The sequence below is a fragment of the Paenibacillus pedocola genome (genome assembly GCF_031599675.1).
In the GTDB taxonomy this organism is placed as follows: domain Bacteria; phylum Bacillota; class Bacilli; order Paenibacillales; family Paenibacillaceae; genus Paenibacillus_AQ; species Paenibacillus_AQ pedocola.
Genome location: NZ_CP134223.1, coordinates 3,739,242 through 3,758,421 on the forward strand (window position 1 = coordinate 3,739,242; position 19,180 = coordinate 3,758,421).

At 53.0% G+C, this 19,180-nt stretch carries 13 protein-coding genes; 2 read left to right on the forward strand and 11 right to left on the reverse strand.

Going from position 1 to position 19,180, the window contains the following annotated elements; genetic code table 11:
- The first annotated feature begins 56 nt into the window (after window positions 1-56).
- Window positions 57-803, forward strand: a complete 747-nt coding sequence (locus tag QU597_RS16405) for a YdcF family protein (protein WP_310833339.1) — start codon at window positions 57-59, stop codon at window positions 801-803.
- Between the two features lie 70 nt (window positions 804-873).
- On the opposite strand, the gene ybaK is transcribed toward QU597_RS16405, so the two are convergent.
- The 10 genes from ybaK to QU597_RS16455 all read right to left on the reverse strand — a co-directional run bounded on the left by ybaK (window position 874) and on the right by QU597_RS16455 (window position 16,710).
- Window positions 874-1,347, reverse strand: coding sequence for a Cys-tRNA(Pro) deacylase (gene ybaK, locus QU597_RS16410; RefSeq protein ID WP_310828985.1), 474 nt, complete (start codon window positions 1,345-1,347; stop codon window positions 874-876).
- Window positions 1,348-1,502: 155 nt separating this feature from the next.
- The gene (locus QU597_RS16415) at window positions 1,503-3,284 is read right to left on the reverse strand and encodes a glycoside hydrolase family 36 protein (RefSeq protein WP_310828986.1); all 1,782 of its coding nucleotides are present in this window, start codon (window positions 3,282-3,284) and stop codon (window positions 1,503-1,505) included.
- Window positions 3,285-3,326: 42 nt separating this feature from the next.
- Complete coding sequence (locus tag QU597_RS16420) at window positions 3,327-5,045, reverse strand: sensor histidine kinase (RefSeq protein ID WP_310828987.1); 1,719 nt, start codon at window positions 5,043-5,045, stop codon at window positions 3,327-3,329.
- A 1-nt stretch (window position 5,046) separates the two neighbouring features.
- A complete protein-coding gene (locus QU597_RS16425) occupies window positions 5,047-6,612 on the reverse strand; it encodes a response regulator (RefSeq protein WP_310828988.1) in 1,566 nt (521 codons plus the stop codon).
- Between the two features lie 151 nt (window positions 6,613-6,763).
- Window positions 6,764-8,404, reverse strand: coding sequence for an extracellular solute-binding protein (locus QU597_RS16430; RefSeq protein ID WP_310833340.1), 1,641 nt, complete (start codon window positions 8,402-8,404; stop codon window positions 6,764-6,766).
- A gap of 70 nt (window positions 8,405-8,474) precedes the next feature.
- Window positions 8,475-9,377, reverse strand: a complete 903-nt coding sequence (locus QU597_RS16435; protein WP_310828989.1) for a carbohydrate ABC transporter permease — start codon at window positions 9,375-9,377, stop codon at window positions 8,475-8,477.
- Between the two features lie 31 nt (window positions 9,378-9,408).
- Window positions 9,409-10,272 (reverse strand): ABC transporter permease, encoded by an 864-nt coding sequence (locus tag QU597_RS16440; protein WP_310833341.1) that lies wholly within the window; start codon window positions 10,270-10,272, stop codon window positions 9,409-9,411.
- Window positions 10,273-10,490: 218 nt separating this feature from the next.
- Window positions 10,491-13,490, reverse strand: a complete 3,000-nt coding sequence (locus QU597_RS16445) for a glycosyl hydrolase (RefSeq protein WP_310828990.1) — start codon at window positions 13,488-13,490, stop codon at window positions 10,491-10,493.
- Window positions 13,491-13,951: 461 nt separating this feature from the next.
- The gene (locus QU597_RS16450; protein WP_310828991.1) at window positions 13,952-16,210 is read right to left on the reverse strand and encodes a WD40/YVTN/BNR-like repeat-containing protein; all 2,259 of its coding nucleotides are present in this window, start codon (window positions 16,208-16,210) and stop codon (window positions 13,952-13,954) included.
- Window positions 16,211-16,437: 227 nt separating this feature from the next.
- Window positions 16,438-16,710 carry a YolD-like family protein gene (locus QU597_RS16455; protein ID WP_369698823.1) on the reverse strand — a complete coding sequence of 91 codons (273 nt, stop codon included), beginning with the start codon at window positions 16,708-16,710 and terminating at the stop codon, window positions 16,438-16,440.
- A 202-nt stretch (window positions 16,711-16,912) separates the two neighbouring features.
- Between QU597_RS16455 and QU597_RS16460 the strand changes: the two genes are divergently transcribed.
- Entirely contained in the window at window positions 16,913-17,350 is a 438-nt protein-coding gene (locus QU597_RS16460; protein ID WP_310828993.1) for a hypothetical protein, read from the forward strand.
- Between the two features lie 126 nt (window positions 17,351-17,476).
- On the opposite strand, the gene QU597_RS16465 is transcribed toward QU597_RS16460, so the two are convergent.
- A complete protein-coding gene (locus QU597_RS16465) occupies window positions 17,477-19,138 on the reverse strand; it encodes a DUF6138 family protein (RefSeq protein WP_310828994.1) in 1,662 nt (553 codons plus the stop codon).
- Between the last annotated feature and the right edge of the window lie 42 nt (window positions 19,139-19,180).

The window sequence follows — 19,180 nt, forward strand, 5'->3', positions numbered from 1 at the left end:
TTCATGGTACAATACGGCTAGAGATTATATATCCAAGGAAAGGGCGGTTGATCCTGCTGATTTATCTAATTAAATTTGCCTACAGCTTCATTCTGCCGCCGGGGATCTTCGTCGTACTACTGGCCGCAATGGTCATTTGGCTGTGGCGCAGCAGCCGCCGCCAGGCCATGGTGTTGTCTGCCGTTACGCTGCTGCTCTATCTCTCGATGACTCCTTGGGTAGGCGACGCGCTGATCCGCAGCCTGGAGAATAATTACGAGCAGCCGGCCCGAATTACCGGCGATGTTATTGTAGTGCTTGGAGGAGGCGCAACCTCCGGCACTCCCGATATCGACGGTGAAGGCAATCTGCTTGGTTCAGCAGCTAACCGTCTGCTCACCGGAGTACGGCTGTACCGCTTAAACGGGCTACCGGTCCTTTTCTCCGGCGGACAGGTGTTCAGCGACAGCGGCAACGAGGCCGATACCGCGAAACGGCAATTGCTTGGGCTCGGGATTCCGGATGCAGACATTATAACGGAGAACCAGTCCCTTAATACGGAGCAGAATGCCGTGAATACCACTGCACTCATGAAGGAGCTGGGCTTCAGCCAGCCTATTCTGGTAACATCCGCCTTTCATATGTCCCGGGCGATGGCACAGTTCCATAAGGCCGGACTGGATCCGCAGGCCTATCCGACAGACTATACTACCAGCCGGGGTACGGCAATGTATCCCGGGAAGTTCGCCCCTTCGGGTAGCGCTCTCCAAAGTACCGGACTGGCACTGAAAGAATACTTGGGACTTTTGGCGGCCCGGTTTTGAGTCGCTTATATTGCAGCAAAAAAGCAGTGGCTCGAAGAATCTTCGGGCCACTGCTTTCTCTATACTGGTATTATTTGATTAGCTCGCAAAATACGGCTCCGGTCATGTCCGCAAGCTCCTGCGGGACAAGCTCCATCTGCATGCCGATTTTACCTGCGCTGACGGCCATCGTGTCGAGAATTTCCGCGCTGTGCTCAATAAAGGTCGGATACAGCTTTTTCATCCCGACAGGAGAACAGCCGCCCCGGACATAACCTGTCCATTTCAGCAGATCCTTCATAGGCAGCATCTCGATTTTTTTCTCCCCGGCGGCCTTGGCGGCCTTCTTCAGATCAAGCTCTTCAGCTACGGGAATGACAAATACATAAAGGTTCTGCCCGCTGTGCGAGACCAGCGTCTTGAAGACCGTTTCCGGTGCCTTCCCGATTTTCTCGGCAACTGCTGTACCGTGGACGGCGCCATCCTCATTGTCATATAAATGGACCTCGTAGCTGATGCCCTTGGCGTCAAGCATCCGCAGGGCATTCGTTTTGCTTATTTGCATCTTTCCTCAACCTTTCCGGCCGTGCGATCCGTTCTGGAAGGTGCGCTGCCATATGTGTATATTGGAAGTATTATAACACGGGCAGACTCCCTTAAGGCAGCGTTCCTCTTCATCCACCCATCCACTAAGCAGCTTATGCTGAAGCCGGAATGAAATCAGGTCACCACCGCCTGAACCGCAATGACACCGGCTGCCGGAACCTCCAGTACATGAATCCCCTTACCCATCGCCGCCAAAACCTGTGAAACGGTGTTCCCTTGGCAATCGCAGATAATGACCCGCCGCTGCCCGGCGTCCCTGTCCAGCTCCAGCACCAGCCGGGTAAGCAGCGTACCATTCACCACCAGCACTTCTTCCGGAAGCTCACCGGTTAAGGGAATTACCATATCCAGATAGGCGGCGGCGATCAGCTTCCGGGAATTCCGGGCCATGACCAGCGGGTAGAGCAGCTCCGGATGCCAGGGCTCAAGACTGCCTTCTAGCAGTACATCCCGGTGCCCGCGCCAGAACCCAAGCCAAAAAGTCAGCATCTCCATATGTGGCTGCGGCAGCTCTGCCAGCCGGACGGAAATCTGCGGCACAGCGAACAGGACGTTGATAAACTGCAGCGCGGCACCTTCGGCAGACTCCTCCAAATTCCACATCAGCATGTCGGAGTGAGCCGCCGTATTGCCGCAGATCAGCCGGATGTCTATCGTCTTGATCCGGTTCTGGACCGCATCATTCGGGCAGTCTCCCGCCCGGAACATATTGCCGTATTTGCGCATCAAGGGGCCTATATAGCTCTGGCGGAATTCGATCAGAATGTCCGGCTTCAAGCGGCGCAGCCGGTTAATAATTCCGCCCAGCAGCAAGTCAACAGCCACCGGAACAGAGGCCGTGTCACGTCCGCCGTCCGTCTTCCCTGCATCCTCCGGAAGTGCGTAGAAGCTGTCAACGAAATCCAGCTTAAACCCGTCCAGATTCCACTCCAGCAGCGCCTGCTCATAGATACCGGTCAAATATTCCCGCACCTCTGGATAACGCGGATCGGCTACCCCTGCACCGAAGCCTTCATGGAAATAGAGCAGTTTGTCCTTGAAGCCCCCCCATACTCTGCTGTGCCTGCCAATGAACGGAACCGCATACCACAGCATATATTTCAGCCCTGACTCCTGCACTGCTGCGACATGAGCCTTCATATCGGATATTTTGCCGGCGCTGGCCTTCCAGTCTCCGCAATAGGCATAGCCGCGGGAGGCATCCGAAGTCTGCCAGCCGTCGTCCACAATAACCGCCTTGCAGCCCAGCTCCGCAGCCAGTCTGCATTCTGCTTCCACCGCTTCCGGTGTCAGCTGCTGGTGAAAGCTATACCAGGTGGAATACATCGGCTCCCGGGCCGCGTCCGGCACAGGGGCAGGCTCATGGCCGGGGAAGCCGGCCCACCAGTCCGCTACACCTGCCAGCGCCTGAAAATACGGAATCCTGCGGGAATCCAGCCTTAGCCGGGCTTCATAAAATGCCAGCGGCGCACCCGGTTCAGAGAACAACGTCACAGAACAGTGAAAGCTGGCCGTCTCTTCATTCAAACCTGCATGCAGCTTCAGCGGGTTCATGACATCCGAGCAGGCAAAACTCAGCACATTGTTGCCCCTGTTACCGTATAGACAGACGACAGGTGCAGAGGAAGTTGATCTGGAGGTAAAACCTTCCCACCAATCCGGTATCAGCCCCCGGCTGCGCTCTGCAGCCGGATGCCACAGACCTTGGACATCTATTGCCTTACAGCTCCAGGTTAAGGACAGCGTAGGAGGCAACGCCGGAACAGATGCCGTAAGCCTAAGCGTCACAACTTGCACTCCGCTCTCTAGCTGTTCCAGTGAAAGTGCGGCTTCAAAGTCCGTAGAACCGCCTTCCAGGGTAATTTCATACTTTTCCGTGACTATAGATTTTTTCAATTGGACCGAAACTCCTTTAGCGCGGATAAGGCAGCGGAGCCGCTACATCCGGCGGGGAATAGTGATCTGGATACAGGTGCCGATCCCGGTACGGCTGCCAATGACGACGCCGTAGCGGCTGCCCCCATGCAGCTTAATCCGTGAATCGACGTTACGGATGCCGTAGCCGATCCGGGGACCGTCGGGGTCCAGAATCTGCTGAATCGTCTCGGCTTTCATACCGACACCGGTATCGATGACTTTGAATACGATATCCGAATCGCGCTTCTCCACCACCAGCCGGATGCCGATGGTGCTTCCGAACCAGGCATGCTCCAGCGCATTTTCAAGCATCGGCTGCAGGATCAGTTTGACGGTCATGTACTCCAGCACTTCAGGATCAATATCATAATAGACATTCATCCGGTCACCGTATTTGATACACTGAATGGCGATATAAGCTTTCGCATGTTCGATTTCCTTGCCTACCGTTGTGAGTATTTCACCCCTGTTTAAGGAAAGCCTGTAGAATTTGGCCAGCTCCTGGACCAGCACTTGCAGCGTCTGAACATCGCCGAACTGGGCCAGCCGGCTGATGGAAGAGAGGGTATTGTAAAGAAAATGGGGGTTGATCTGTGCCTGCAGGGATTCGAGCTCGGCTTCTTTTTTCTGGAGGCTTACAGCATAATTGCGGTGAATCAGTTCTTCGATGTTACTGCCCATCCGGTTGAAGGCTGCAGCGATCTGTCCCAGCTCGTCATTGCCTTTATAGCTGATCCGCTTCTGAAAATCCCCGTCCCGGAAATCATTCAACGAGCCTACAATCTTCTGAATCCGCCGAGAAAAATAACTCGACACCCCGATTCCGAGTCCAGCCAGTACAACCGCGCTGACCAGACAGACTAGCAGGGTCATTCTTCGTACCTTATCCGCACTTTCATCGAACAGACTGTTCGGAACATAGGCCTGCAGCTCCCAGCCCAGTCCGTCCAGCGGCTCGCTCAGCAGCAGCCGGTTCAGCTCCATACTCCCGCTCTCTCCAGCTGTATTTTCCGGTGAGGATTCTATGACCACCTTACCCGTTCCATCAACCACACGAAGTGTGCTGTAGCCGCCGATTTTCCGGTAATCCACAGAGTCCAGCAGATCGCTGATCTGCACCGCAATCCGGATTAGGCCAATACTCTTTCCTCGCTGTACATCATCCATCCGCTCCAGCAGCGAGATATTGCCATTCGCCTCATCGCGCAGTATCTGCCGCCAGATACTTTGGCCCGCCATGGTTTCAGATAGCCTCAGCTCCCGGTACCAGGGTTCCGTTTCAATCCGCTTCAGATGAAAAATTTCATACCGCTTGGTCGAGAGCAGCGGATTCTGGCCATTGTCATAATAGAAGACCTCAGACAGGCTGTCGTTCTGCAGATAGACGGACAAGCCTATATTACTGCCCGTATAGTTTAGAAGATTCTCAAGCGCCGGCATCAGTGTCTTGGTCATCGTCTCATAGCTGTACCAGCCTTGATCGTAGCGGCGCAGCGCACTTTGCAGACTGTAATTGTAATATAGCATATTGGATATCCGTTCAATATTGTCTGTGTGATAACGGATATTGTCGCGCATCTGCTGCAGTGTGCCTTGAATATTCTCCCGCGTCTTCTCTTTTAGCGAGTTCACGGAATGGGTGTAGGCGAATCCTCCAACCGTACCTACAGCGAGCAGCAGGCACAGGACATAAGGAAGGATCAGTTTATAGCCAAAGGGCATATTCAGCAGGCGCCGCATGTTACAGATGTCTCCGGTAATCGCCCGGACTGACACCGTAATGATCCTTGAATTGCTTGCTGAAATGCGACAGGTTTTTGTAGCCGACCTTGTTTGCAGCTTCATAGACCTTCAGCTTAGGATCACCGAGCAGCTGCTTCGCCCGCTCCAGACGTCTCAAGGAGACATAATCCGAGAAGTAAATGCCCGTCTCCTCGAAGAAAATCTGCCCCAGATGGTTGGGTGAGAAGGAAAAATGGTTCGCGGCATCCCGCAGCATCACATTATGCTCCAGATGATCTTCAATATAGGCTTCAATTTCTTCAACAAGCTTGCGTTTCTTGCCTTGGCGTTTGCGCTGGAGCCGTTCGGACAGCTCGAACATCCGGCGGCGGAGCCAGGACTTCATGTCCTGAGTCGTCTCCAGGTGATACAGAATACCCAGCTGCTTCCGGTCCAGCCCCAGCAGCAGGTAGAAATCCTCGTTAATCGTATGCAGATAAGCGTCCAGCTGCGAAACAATATGCAGGATCAGCTGATAGATCTCCAGCTTTGTCTCCATCTTGCCCACCCAGACGAACAGCTCTTCATTACAGTCGTCAATATCAACCAGCCGGTAAGAGGACATCGCCTGAAACAGGGACTGCAGAATGCCATCCAGATCCCGTGCATTCGCTGAAATCGGCTCCTTGGCATCCGTGTGGTGGATCAGCCTGCCTTTGCCCAGGAACAGCTTCAGTCCCAGCGCTTCCTTTGCCCGTTGAAACGACTCATGCAGCTCGCTCAGCCGGTTTACAACCGGGCCAATTCCGATTGTGACCGTAAGCAGAGTGCCGCTGACTGCCTGATGAATCAGCCCCTGCAGCCTTCCGCTGTCGTAACTCTTATCCAGAATGAATGCAAAATGGAACCGATCCAGCCTGCAGGCCTGAATCCGCTCCCCGGCGCAAAAATGCGCAACTGCCGTGTCAAGCTTTTGCTCGATACCAGTCTTCACGGCATCCCCGTAGCCGTTCAGCTTCCAGTTCAAATCATCCGGTTCCAGCACCGCTGTATAGAGGCTGGCAGCATGCCAGGATATTCCGATCCGCTGCAGCATCTGCAGCACCTTCTCTTCATCCGGCCTTCCGTCCAGCAGCTGCTTGAAAAGTTCCCGCTTGAGCAGCGGCTCCGAATCGGAAATGTACTGCCGGAGATGGGTATTCGCCTGCTCCCGGTCCAGGGACAGCTTGACTTCTTCCAGCGTCATGCGCATATCTTCGTCGTCCACCGGCTTTAGCACATAACCGGAGGCACTCATGGAGATCGCCTGTTTGGCATACTGGAAATCCTCATAGCCGCTGACAAACACAATTTTTAGCTTTGGATTCAGCTCCAGCGCTCTGCGGGCAAGCTCCATTCCTGACATAATCGGCATTTTGATGTCGGTGACAACAATATCAACAGCGTTGTTCTCCAGCACTTCCATTGCTTCAAATCCGCTGCTTGCCGTAGCGCATACGGACATTCCGAGCGCTTCCCAGTTCATGAAACGCCTCAGTCCCTCCAGATCAAGCAGCTCATCGTCCACCAGCAGCACCTTGTACATTTCATCCCATCCTTGTAATTCGTTTAGATGAAACTAAAGATTCTGCCCCATTGATGCTTATGCTGTTCAGACTCAGACGGAATTTACATTTATTAGTTAAAAGGGGTACACTTGGATTCAGTATACCCCACGTCTCCATCAGACTCTAGCGTTATTTCATCTTGCTTAGATTCTTCTGCCATCTTTCGGTCTGGAACTGCAGCAGCTTCGCATAACCGGCTTTATTTGCATCCTCATTAGCTTTTTTCAACAGGGTCAGTACTTCCTCATCACTTTTTGCATAGAGTGCTTTGGCATATACCTCAAGGAAGATATCGTTCACAGCGGAGGCAATCGTACCCTCCTCGGAATCAGGCAGCGGATCGAGATTCACAAACTCCGTGAAATTTCTGGAAGTTTTCCAGGTCACCTTCTGCTGGGCAAGTGTTGTCCAGTTCTGCTTATCTGCCGGCAGCTGGGCATCCATCTTGGCTTTGGTCTGATCAATAAAGGTCGTGTTGCCAACCCAGTTGAACCGGCCGATTCTTTCTTTGTCCTTATCGGCTTGCGGGGTGTTCAGCCCCTTCTCATTCAGAATCGGCACACCGTCGGCATCTGTCTCATCCCAATACAGGCCTTGCCGCCCGAAGTTAATAATCCGCTGTCCTTCTTCGCCGGTTAACCAGTCCAGATACGAGAAAATCGCTTCAGGGTCTTTAGCCTTCTTGGTGATGACGAGTACATTCCAGCCAAGGGAATTGTAATTGTTCGGGGTAATCTTCGCGGGATCGAGTCCCGCCTTATGAATCGGCCAGATAATGTCGTAGCCGCCCTCCGGATCCACCGTACGCAAGGCATTGTTGGCATCCCGGCCCGGATTGACCACATCGCCGTCCGCATAGACCGCCACCCGGCCGGTCACTAGCTTCTCGGTCACCTGATTGCCCGTCTGCGTAAAGGCATCCTGGGTGATCAGCTTCTCGCGGAACAGCTTGCTGGCATACTGCATGCTCTCGATGAACACAGGATCCTCAAAAATCGATCTCAGCTCATTGCCTACCGGATTAATCTTGGCCAGGTAAGGTTTGTTCTCGGCAAAGCCGCCATACATCGTTTCGAGCCCGCGCCCCTTGGCTCCAATCTCAAGCGGAATAACATCGCTGTATTTTTCTTTCACCAGCTTCAGGTAAGCATAGAGATCATCATAGGTTTCCAGCTTCGGCGAGCCGAGCTCTTTATAGATTTTCCGGTTGACGATCCAGCCTCCGTTCCCGTTCGGGCTTGACGTATACCAGTTCGGGAACTGGTACAGCTTGCCGTCATCCGAGCGGAGCATACCGAGCGTCGCTTCACCGGCGTTATTTTTCAAATTAGGGTATTTATCAAGATATTCATCCAGCGCCACCAGCAGACCTGCCTGCCGCAGCCTTTCTACATTCGCACCACGGTCCATCATAATAACATCCGGCAGGCTGCCTGAGGCGATCATCGTGCTGAACTTGGTTTCTGCCGCCCCGCTTGATTGCACGGCTGTCATATTGACCTTAAGAGTATCCCGGATCCAGGCGGTGGTGGAATCCTTCCCCCACGGCTCCGTCGTATCCCAGTCATAATTGCTGTAATAACTGAAGGTGACCGGTTTCACTGTACTTCCTATAGCAGCTGCTGTGGCTTCTGCCGTCTCTGCGGGAGCAGCCGTCTCTGTAGCAGCCGCCGGTGCCTTGGTCGGTTCCACAGTACTTTGCACACCGGCATTACTATTGCCTCCTCCGCACCCGGACAGAAGCAGCACGAAACCCAATACAACCGACATCAGCGGCAAGCCCTTTTTACGCTCCAAATGAGTAACCCCTCTCTTATACTTACTATACACAGTAATGCGGCTATTCCTTGAGTGAGCCTATCAGCACACCTTTGACAAAATATTTTTGCAGAAACGGATAAACCATAATAATCGGCAGCGTTGCCACCATTGTCGTGGCCATAATCAGCGATTTGGTTGTAACTGACTTCATCATCGCCTGCCGGTCCTGCGCCGCCGCATTCATGCCGATGGACTGCAGCTGATCCGTGACAATATTGGAATTGAGGATCTGCTTCAGCAGGGTCTGAATGGGTATCAGCTTCGGATCATTGATATAAATGCTGGCCGAGAACCAGTCATTCCAATGCCAGACTGCCGTGAACAGTGCTAAGGTTGCCACAACAGGCCCTGAAATCGGCAGTACGATGCGGAGCAGTACACCGATATGATTACAGCCGTCAATCCGCGCCGACTCGGCCAGCCCTGCGGGCAGCCCCAGAAAAAAAGTCCGGAAAATAATCATGTTATAAACACTGATCAGCCCCGGAATCACCAGCACCCAGAAAGTGTCCATCATGCCGAATTCGCGCAGCAGCAGGAAGGTTGGAATAAGCCCGCCGCTGAAATACATCGTGATGACGCAAAACACCATATAATATCTCCGGCCCAGCAGCTCCTGCCTCGACAGCCCGTAAGCGAGAATGGCCGTGAACAGCACTGACAGCACTGTCCCCACCACCGTCCGCAGCACGGAGACCAGAAACGCCTGGCCGATCCGGCTGTCATGAAAGACCACTTCATAATTGTCGAGGGTCGGACTGCGCGGCCAGAACGTAATGCCGCCGAAGGCCGTGTCCGCCCCCGTATTGAAGGATATGACCAGCGAGTTCCAAAAAGGGTACAGGGTGACGAAGCCGAGCAGCAGCAGCAGGATATAAATCAATACTTGCAGCACCTTATCGCTCCGCGTCAGCTTCATCATAACCTGTTCCCCGCTTCCCCATAGACTGAATCTACCATAAGCTTGAACCCATTTTTCTGGCCGCCTTGTTGGCTATTGCCAGCAGGCTGACGCTAATGACCGCCTTGAACAATCCTGCGGCCGCCGCATAGGAGAACCTGCTGTTCAAAATCCCCATCCGGTAGACATACGTATCGATCACATCGGACACATCCCGCAGAATCGGGTTCGTCGCCAGAATCAGGATATCCTCGAATCCGGCGTTCAGAATATTGCCCACAGCCAGAATCATGAAGATGATGATCACCGGCCGGATGCAGGGCAGCGTAATCAGCTGAATCTGCTTAAAACGGCTCGCCCCGTCGATGGAAGCGGCTTCATACAAATGCGGATCGATACCGGCAATCGCAGCCAGATAGACAATTGCCGCAAATCCAATTTCTTTCCATACTCCCGTAGCGACCAGAATGCCCCAGAAGTATTCCGGCACGGACAGAAAACTGATCGGCTCCGTCGTCAGATTAAGGCTCATCAACAGCATGTTAACGCTTCCATTATCAGTCGAAAGCATCGACCCGACGAACCCGCCAACGATGACCCAGGAGAGAAAATGCGGCAGATAGCTGACCGTCTGAATGATCCGCTTGAACATCATCTGCCGCACCTCATTCAGCATAAGCGCCAGCAGGATCGGGGCCGGAAAACCAAACAGCAGCTTGAGCAGGCTGATGACAATCGTGTTGCGCATAACCGTCCAGAAGTCAGGCGAATTAAAAAACGCTTCGAAGTGTTTAAGCCCGACCCATGGACTGTTAAAAAAACCGCCGAACAGCTGATAATCCTGAAAAGCCATCAGTACCCCGTACATGGGCAGATAACTGAAGATAAGGATGAAGATCAGCGCCGGCACCACCATCAACTGCAAATCCCACTGCCTGATCCACCTGGACCACCAGGAATCAGAACTCTTTTTCTGCGTGTGAAACACCCTTCGTTCGATCTGCACGGTTGTCATCCTTCCTGTGTCTTTGCTTTACACTTTCATCTTATGCCCAGCAGGAAGGACGTACCAGTACCGCCGCCAACGAAAAATGTGGTTCAGCAACGATCCCTTAATTCCCGGAAAATCGCTGCTTATTCTGGTTCGTCCGGGAGTTTGACAGCGTTGATGTCATCAATATAAATCGTTCCGCTGCCCGGTGTGCCGCTGCCCTGCGCAATATAGAAGGCAAACTCCTTAATTGATCCGAGATCAATCACCCCGTTGCCTCCGGTAGACCAGCCCGGCCGGGCAAACACGGTAAATGGAAGGGTCACCAGCACCGGCTCAGTACCCTGTAGCTTCAGGCTGGCCTCCCAGACTTCCCCGTTCGTCTCATGGAACTGCACAGCCAGCTGCCGGTTCGATCCGTCAGGCTGCAGCCAGAAGGATATGGCTTCCATTCCCGGCCACTCCTTGCCCATGCTGCGGTAAACGCCCGCGTAGCCGGGATTACCCACCGTGTAATCCAGCTTCAGCCCGTAGCTGCCTCCGCTCAGATGGTACGTGTCCAGCGTAACCGTCGCCGCATTACCGGAGACATTGCGCTGCCATTTCCCCCGCAGATTCCCGTTTGATCCGCCGTAGCCCTCGAAATCATCGATCAGATAGCTGTCTGCTGGCGGAGGAACGTACGGCCCGTTTCCTGTCTCCCCATTGTTCAAAGCGCGGGGATGGCTGTACAGGGACTGGATGCTGCTAAGTGAATTTTTATCAGTCAAATACTGCGACCACGTCATGAAATATACATACCGCGATTGTTTGCTCTGCAGCATTTCCATATCCGGCAGCTCTCCGTTCTCGCCAATGGCTATCGGTCTGCCGCCGCTGAGCTGCACTAGCTTGCTGTAATACGTATCGCGATAATCATTGTTGTAAATATCCATAGCCAGAACGTCAACCCTGTCATGGCCGGGGTAATATGGCGCCGAATCATAAGCCCAGGAGCTTTCTGCATTCGGGCTCCAGACCCAGATCAGATTATCCAGCCCATGCAGATTGGTTAACCGGTCGTACATATTGTTCCACAGCTGCTTGAACAGCTCCGGCCGCGCCCCCCACCAGAAAAACTCGGCATTCATCTCATGATACGGCCGCCACAGGACCGGAATGTTCTCGTCCCTGAGCTGCTCCAGGTATCCGGCCACTTCGTCTACCTGTGCCGCCCACTGGTTATACAGTTCCGTGCCGGGGGTGACGATGTCCGTCATCTGAGCCAGCGTCACATCTCCAGTAACACTTTCCCAGCCGGCGGTTGCCGGATCCATCGGCCGCGGCTCGTGGTAAGTCAGCGTTACCATCGTTCCGCTTTGCCCTTTAAGGACTGCCTCGTCAATCATAGCCTGGCGTAACTCGCCGAGATCTCCGCCGGTGTAGTAAGCAAAATCCGAACCCCACAGAGCGGGATAGTAGCCGGTCAGCTCTGCAGCGGTGTCATACCACTTCGTCGGCTCTTCGTAATAGTTATGCTGGCCCGTATAAACAGCGTTTCCTACCGACGCATATAAGCGGTCCAGGAGTGCACGGGTGGCCTCGGAAGCCCCCGGATTGACCGGGTGCATCTTCAGTGTAGTCAGCTGAAGCGTACTTGCCGCGGAAACAGCAGTCCCTTCACTCACCGCTTTTACAGAAATATCGTACAAGGTTTCAGGCGATAAGCCTTCCAGTTTGTAAGTGTATAGTGGATTCCCGTTAACAGCAGGAATAGAGAGGCTGGACCATGTGCCTTCAGCAGCTTTTTTGTAAGAAATTTCGTAAGACTTCACGCCAAAAGGGCCTGAAGAAGCTGCCCATTCCAGTTCCGCGGATACACCGTCGATGTTACCGGCTGCAAAGCCTGCCGGAGCACCGGGCGATAGATCTGCCGGAAGCTGCGGCATTGCACCAACAAATACCTGATCCAGCAGGATATTCGCGCCTGTAACATTAGCAGTCATCAGACGCAGGAACGAGGCGCTGCTTCCGGTGTGCAGCTGCTGCACAGTACGAGTCCAGCCCGAAGCGGCGCTGGTAGTAACCGGAAGCAGTGTCTTCCCGCTATCCTGATAGACAATAAGGTTTACTGTAAGGCTGCCAGGCGGCGTGGCCGCAGACTTGCTCCAGTAAGACACCAGATAACTGCTGGTGTCCGCGGATAATTTCCCCGACTGAAGTAAGGATTCCGGATTGAGCTGGGCCGCATATTGCCCCGAATAGGTGTCATAGGTTACGGTCGAAACCGTCCCTTTCTGTTTCCACGGGGAAATCAGACCACTCTCAAAGTCTCCATTCGCCACCAGATTGGCTCCCGGGGTTGCTTCAAGTCCCATGCGTGAATCAGAGAAGTTACCCGCGGCATCCCTGGCACGCAGCATGATGGCGTAGACGGAAAAGGGATCAAGACTGCCCAGTGTATAGGTGTACTCCGAAACAGTAGCCTGATGGGGTACGGACACTACAGTCCAGGCAGGGTCATCTGTTTTTTTGAATGACAGCTGGTAGGAATCTACCGCCATATCATCAGTCGAGCCGGACCAGGTCAACTTCAGTGAATCCGGCTCCCGCAGGGTCTGCCAGACGCCGGGTGTAGTCGGCCTTTCGATATCGACATTCTCACGGATGACCGCGTCATCAATGTAATAGTCTTTACTTGTACTGTTCCAGAAGGACAGGCGGATATACTGCACTCCCGGAGCCGGTGTATAGAGCAGCTGCCGGTATTCCCAGCTGGTGGAGCCCGAAAATTGCAGGATCTGCTTACCTTGCTGCGTGCCGAAGATATCCATATCCACCGATGCGCTCGTTACCCCTGTCCCGGCGAACTTCACCCATAGTCCGACACGATAGGTTTTGCCTTGCTGTACCGCCACTGACGCGGATGCTCCGCCCGTATTACGTTTCACCTGCAGACTTTTTTCTCCCCCATGCTGCTCACTTGTCACTACAACCGGACTGCCCCATTTCTCCCATCCGGTGTCCCCTGATTCAAAACCCGGATTGCTCAAAAGATTCTCCCCAGCCGCCCGCGAGGGTGCAGCAGGAACAATGATCGATGCAACAAACAGAGCGGCGGCCAGCCAGCCATACAACCATTTTTTGCCCGTTCGTGCAAACACTTGGATCAAACCTCCATTTGAATTTCAGCCGGTTGGATTACGACCTTTCAATCGTCCGGCTCATCAAATGTAAGCGTTTTCTATTGTGGTCAACAAGGATCGCCAGCAACGAAAACTGTGTTTGAGCAACGACTAATTTTTGTTCGATACGGAGTGGAGACAGAAGGTTTCAGATCGAAGGATAGCGGGAGAATATTGGCTAGGTCGGACAGGATATAATAGACGATTTACTCTATCTATATTCCGTTAGTCTGGACGAAAAGTTCCTATATATAGAACGAACTTATGAATTTTCTATTTAGGGGATTAGCCGTGCAATCTTGATAGACAGATTTTCTCCAGCTAATTTCTCACGTACAGCCTTAAATCAGCGGTACTTTATAAATCAGCTGGAGTTATTCCAGTTATGTTCTGATTCCAGGCAAAACGGATTCATTAGATGGAGTTTTTCCCGTTAGCGTTTATCCAAAACTTATCTCTGTCCGGTACGCCCCGTTACCGCAGGTCACGGCGAGCACCTGCCGGCTGTCACTATCGAGAGCGACGCCTTTCCAGCGCACCGCACCAAGTGAGTCATCCGCCCACGTCTCCCAGGTGATCCCGCCATCCCGGCTGCACACCACCTTGGATTCAGTCATAGTACGAACCATCGGCTCGCTGGCCAGAATCAGCAGATCCCTTCCCCCGTCGCCCTTGCCCACAGCCAGTGCCGAGACATTAAACGGCTCGGCTGTACCCGCCGGGAAAAGCTTGCTCCAGCTCTGGCCATCATCGGGGCTGCTCCATAATCCTTCCGAAATAAACCCGGCATACAACGTCCCGCTGCGAGTGGCAGAATAAGCTACCGTATTCAGCACCGATGCTGGACCCCTGTGTTGAAAGGGGAGCACCGCTCCAATAGATTCCCATGTGTCCCCGCCATCGGCGGAACGCCAAATGCCCTCGCTCCACTCCCCCGTGAGGACATGCCCCGCCCGGATGGGATCTGCAGCCATTAGCTGATTAGCACCGCAGGCGTTCTTGACCTGATAGACAACCACGGACAGCAGCTCTGCTTCAATCCAGTTTTTGAGGTGAGGAAGTGTTGACACATGAGCCGGCGGGCGAAAAGGCGTCTGCTTCCACGTCAGCCCCCCGTCTGCAGAACGGTAAACTCCGGCCCCTGAGGAAATATCGCCATCGATGTAAGCGTAGAACGTGCCGGAATGAACACCATCCTCCCGCAAAGCCTGGACGAACAAGCCCTTTTCAAGGGTAAGCACCTCCTCCGCAGACTGCCCTCCATCTCTGCTTAAGGCGATACAGGCAGTACGGCCATGGCCTACAAGCCCGTATACATAATGTTCAGAATTGATCCTAGAGACGGCCACAGCGGTACTCCCCGAGTAACCTGCCAGTCCGGGCAGATTGCGGAAGGTCACCCCGCCATCCTCAGTCACCTTAGGCGAATGGTCCGCCATGGTGACACAGAACTTGCCGGGCTGGCCGGGAGCTGCGGCTACCGCTTCCATGCAGGTGGTTTCCAGCCCGCGGAAATGGCCTGCCCGCCAGGTATTTCCGCCATCTTCGCTAACCGCGACTCCATACCAGTTGCACAAATAAAGCCGGTCTTTGTTCAAACAGTCCACGATCAGCTTCGAAATCGCCCAGCCTGCTGCCGCTGCGCGTGATCCCCCGTTGAAGCTGTCCATGTATGACGGAAACCCGCTCAAATCTTCATCCCGGTGCTGCCGGAGAAGCTGCCATTCTTCCCCGCCGTCTCCGGAATAATATATTGGAATGGGCGGGACATCCTTCATATGCGGCCGCACATCAGGGGCTGTATACCACCGCTGCGGGTTGTGGGTATCCTGAACCACCGTGCCATAGCGGTGTTCACCGGGCAGGAGTCCTGCCCCGGCGGATATCCAGGTCCGCCCGCCGTCCCTGCTGCTGCAGATGCCTCCCCAAATGCAGGCGGCCATCAGGCGCTGCGGATCACGGCTGTCAAAGCACAGCTCGGCAAAGCTCGCACCTTCATACAGCAGCTGCCAGGATTCTCCCAGATCCGGGCTGGCATACAGCCGCCCTTGCTTGCCTCTGGGCTGATCCTGGAGCAGACCCAGTACCCCGCCTTCACCCGTCTCCACATAGTCCATGTTCAGGTCATCATCGCTAATGGTGCCTGCAAACAATACACCAGGAATAGCTGGGTGAAAAACCACACAGCCGAATCTTTCCTCCGGCAGCAGCGTTTGCTGCCAGGTCTCGCCTTCATCGCGGCTGATCCACAAACCGCCGGTGTACCCCCCGGCAGCCACGACCACCGGATGATGCGGGTCGACCGCAATGACCTCACCGTACATCCGGGTCGGCCCGTTCCCGTAGAATCCCATGCCGGTGCAGACTTCCTTCCAGCTCCCGCCGCCATCGGATGATTTGTGTACCGCACCGTAAAATGTCCGGCTTCTCACTTCACCCGAGCAACGGAACATCACCTGCGGGTGATGACTGCTGATGGCAAAGCTCTGTACCTGATGATGATAGCTTTGGGTTAAGCCGCTGTTCAGCGTCTCCCAGCTCATTCCGCCGTCCAGGCTGCGAAAGACTCCCGCCACATCGCAGCGGGCATAGAGCACTCCGCTATCCGCTGGATGCTGCAGCAGACCGGTAATATAACCGCCTCCGCCAAGCGCAGCAGGCGACCAAGCTTGTGCCGTCCTAAGTGAATGATTCAGCAAGTTCGTCCCTCCTCTGTTCCATCACCTTAAGTCTACCTTTAGGCTACGCATAGAGGCATCCCCTCCGGCAACGGATTATGACGCTCAGCAATGAATCTGCAGCTCCTGAACCAAAAGACCCTTGGTTTCCCAAGGGTCTCATTGCTGCTATCTGCCAAAGTCTGCTGCGTCAGCCTCCTGACAGCGCCGGGAGGTCTGATCGTGCAGCGCCTTCTATCTTCACTTACCTAATCTCTGGGATAATTGATAGCCATAATATCCATAAAAGGAACCTTGGTGATCTCCTCGTTCAAGCTGAGATGCACCTTTCCGGTCCGCGAGTCCATGCCGACGATCTGCCCCCGCAACGCTTCTTCCTTCCCCCACACGGTCAGCAAAATGACCGACTCCTCTTGCATTGCTTCCGTCAGCTGGTTGCCAATCTCCTCCAGCACAAATTCATCTCTTGTCGGCCGTTTGGCCACTTTCGCTTTTGCCACGATATTCCTCCAATAAGCCATTACTCGGATTACGATTACGCCGTCATATGAATGCTCCTATGTATTATAACATGGACTTCCACCGCATCAACCCGCGTAACCTAGTTGTTTTCATCCACTGCTATATTATTTAAGGAGAATCCTCACTCACATTAATGTAAAATATAGTTAATTCATTTATCTATCGTTAATCGAAGTGAGAAGGATGCACAGGAGGGATACAATGAAAAAATCTCTATTTCTGTTGATTGCGATCTGTCTTGCAGGCACTTTTATTGCAATAAGATCTGTTCATGCGGATTGGGCGTATAAATTTGTTGTAAATGAAGGTAAGGCTTATATCATTTCGGACATCCGAGTAGAACCTGAACAAGTTGATTCAATCATTGGTGAGGTTACAAAGTATTCAGATTTTGAAGACACATACTCTGGTAATTTTTCTAACCACTTTCCGGAGGGAACAAAGTATTACAATATCAAAGACGTTAACACCAATGAGGCGATTGCGATTAAGTTGAATGATGGATCGTATATTAAAGCGAACTATCAAGGTGAGTATGCTGGCGGAGCCTCATTTGAATGGGCAAATATTCTATGGTCTACTGCAGGTCTATTCATGCTCGTCATTGTGACTTTTTTTGTAATCAAGAAAAAGAAATGAATGTCATTCGAACAGCAGTAAACGGTTAAAAATGCATGAGGTGTCTCAAAACCGCGAACCGCTCCATGAGGCACCCCATTATTCAGTAATTTCACTTATTATGCGGATAGTATCAGGATGAAGGCGTTAACGGCGTTTGGCTGCTTGGATCAGGTCTGAAAGGTATTGCTTCTTATCCCCTTCAGCTTTGTCAGCAAGCTTCTTCAGCTTGTCCGTCCCGCCCCAGATCAGGTATACAAGATGTTCCACCTGGTAGTAGTTAAGGCCGCGGACTTGATTAAGCAGGAGTCTAAGCAGCTCCCCATCCTGTAATTCTTCCCTAATCTTCAGCTTCAAGGTATCTGTGCTGTATAGCATACACGTAACCAGCAAGGGAAGTGTCTCTCCGTTAAGGCCGTAATGTTGGGATAAAGCCGCTGTGAAGCCGTCCTGGACCGACTGATGTTCAACATCTACCTTCTCCATATACTGTCCGGCGAGCGGGAAATATACCGGATCTGTGAGTCCAAGGCCGAAGACCGCATAGCTGCCCGGCATGCAGCTCTTCTCCCCTTCCGTATCCGTATACCATTCGAAGGTTTCCATTGCCGCCTTAGCGTACTCTTCCAGCAGCGGGTGCACCTCCGGATATTCAAGCGCATTCGCAAAAAAGCGGTGCGTGCCCGACTTGGCCAGTCCTTTAATCGGCAGCCAGCACTTTACAGCGGATTTCAGTTTAATCTGATAGCTTTTGGGAAAGCCCAGCTTAAGCAGATTAATCAGGAACCGGAGCGCCTGTGCATAGCTCTCCCCTGACTCCTGTTTAATATGGACGCTTACCTCGGCAAACACATCATTAGCGCTGCATTCTACCCGTTCACCGCGTAATCTCACATCATCTTTCGCAAAGGCTCCACTGCCCTGCTTCATTAGTTGTTCAGCCCGGGTGCTGCCGAGTTCGACCGCACATTTCAAGAAGGTAAGCCCCACGCTTCTGCTGAAGGAAGGCTCATATTTGAGGATACAAATGGCGGCATAAATCACAAGCTCGACGGAGCTTTGCCCGGTCACGTCCAGCATTGCACCGCTTTTCTTCTTGTATTCCCTCTGCCACTCTGTTCCTGTGTTCTCGAAATAACGGGGCAGCCACTGGTCCTCTACCCAATTTCTAAGTGTCACAGTCAGAGTATGGCGGTGTTCCGCAAGCTGTTTGTTCCCCCTGTTAAGCTCTTGTATTTTCTCAAATACAGCGATGATTCTGCCGGGATCCAATTCAGCAAACAGGCCTTCGTCCAGCAGATGCCGGGAGAGAAAAAATGTTTCTAACGGCTTGGTCGGATATTTTCCGGCTTCGAGCTTGTCCGAGATATAAAGGCTGATCTGTTCAAGCAGCTGTTGCTTCTTCTCCTCATCTACATAATCGAGAATACGTACATTGACCTCTCCGCCGCGCACCCGGAACTTCCCGTCAAACGTAAACCGGTAATCAATCACCGCCCGCGGTAATGTAGTGATGTGGTGCTGCATATACCCAGCCAGCTCAGGAATCAGCTCCCGCACTTGCTCCTCTGTCAGCTGCTCACTGGTATTCTGCTTACTGTTACCCGGCTGTGATAGATCAAGCACATTATCTGTCACGTCCACTCTGCCATCCGCATATTCAAGGAGTGCATAGCCGTGAATGCCCGCCTGGAGCGTAGTGCGTTTCACAGTTTTTTCTGCGTCCTTATCGTTGATATAGGCCATCCACTTATCTATTTCCTGTTTCATTTCTTCGAGAATTGCTTCCACCATATGATTCATGTCCATTACATACTCCTTTACACAGCAGTATCGGCAGTGAAATTGTTC

Excerpts from the sequence above, each read along its gene's own strand:
- ybaK (WP_310828985.1), bottom strand. The coding sequence starts at position 1,347 with ATGCAAATAAGCAAAACGAATGCCCTGCGGATGCTTGACGCCAAGGGC.
- QU597_RS16420 (WP_310828987.1), bottom strand. The coding sequence starts at position 5,045 with ATGCGGCGCCTGCTGAATATGCCCTTTGGCTATAAACTGATCCTTCCT.
- QU597_RS16425 (WP_310828988.1), bottom strand. The coding sequence starts at position 6,612 with ATGTACAAGGTGCTGCTGGTGGACGATGAGCTGCTTGATCTGGAGGGA.
- QU597_RS16430 (WP_310833340.1), bottom strand. The coding sequence starts at position 8,404 with ATGTCGGTTGTATTGGGTTTCGTGCTGCTTCTGTCCGGGTGCGGAGGA.
- QU597_RS16435 (WP_310828989.1), bottom strand. The coding sequence starts at position 9,377 with ATGATGAAGCTGACGCGGAGCGATAAGGTGCTGCAAGTATTGATTTAT.
- QU597_RS16440 (WP_310833341.1), bottom strand. The coding sequence starts at position 10,272 with ATGGTGGTGCCGGCGCTGATCTTCATCCTTATCTTCAGTTATCTGCCC.
- QU597_RS16455 (WP_369698823.1), bottom strand. The coding sequence starts at position 16,710 with ATGGCTTATTGGAGGAATATCGTGGCAAAAGCGAAAGTGGCCAAACGG.
- QU597_RS16460 (WP_310828993.1), top strand. The coding sequence starts at position 16,913 with ATGAAAAAATCTCTATTTCTGTTGATTGCGATCTGTCTTGCAGGCACT.
- QU597_RS16465 (WP_310828994.1), bottom strand. The coding sequence starts at position 19,138 with ATGGACATGAATCATATGGTGGAAGCAATTCTCGAAGAAATGAAACAG.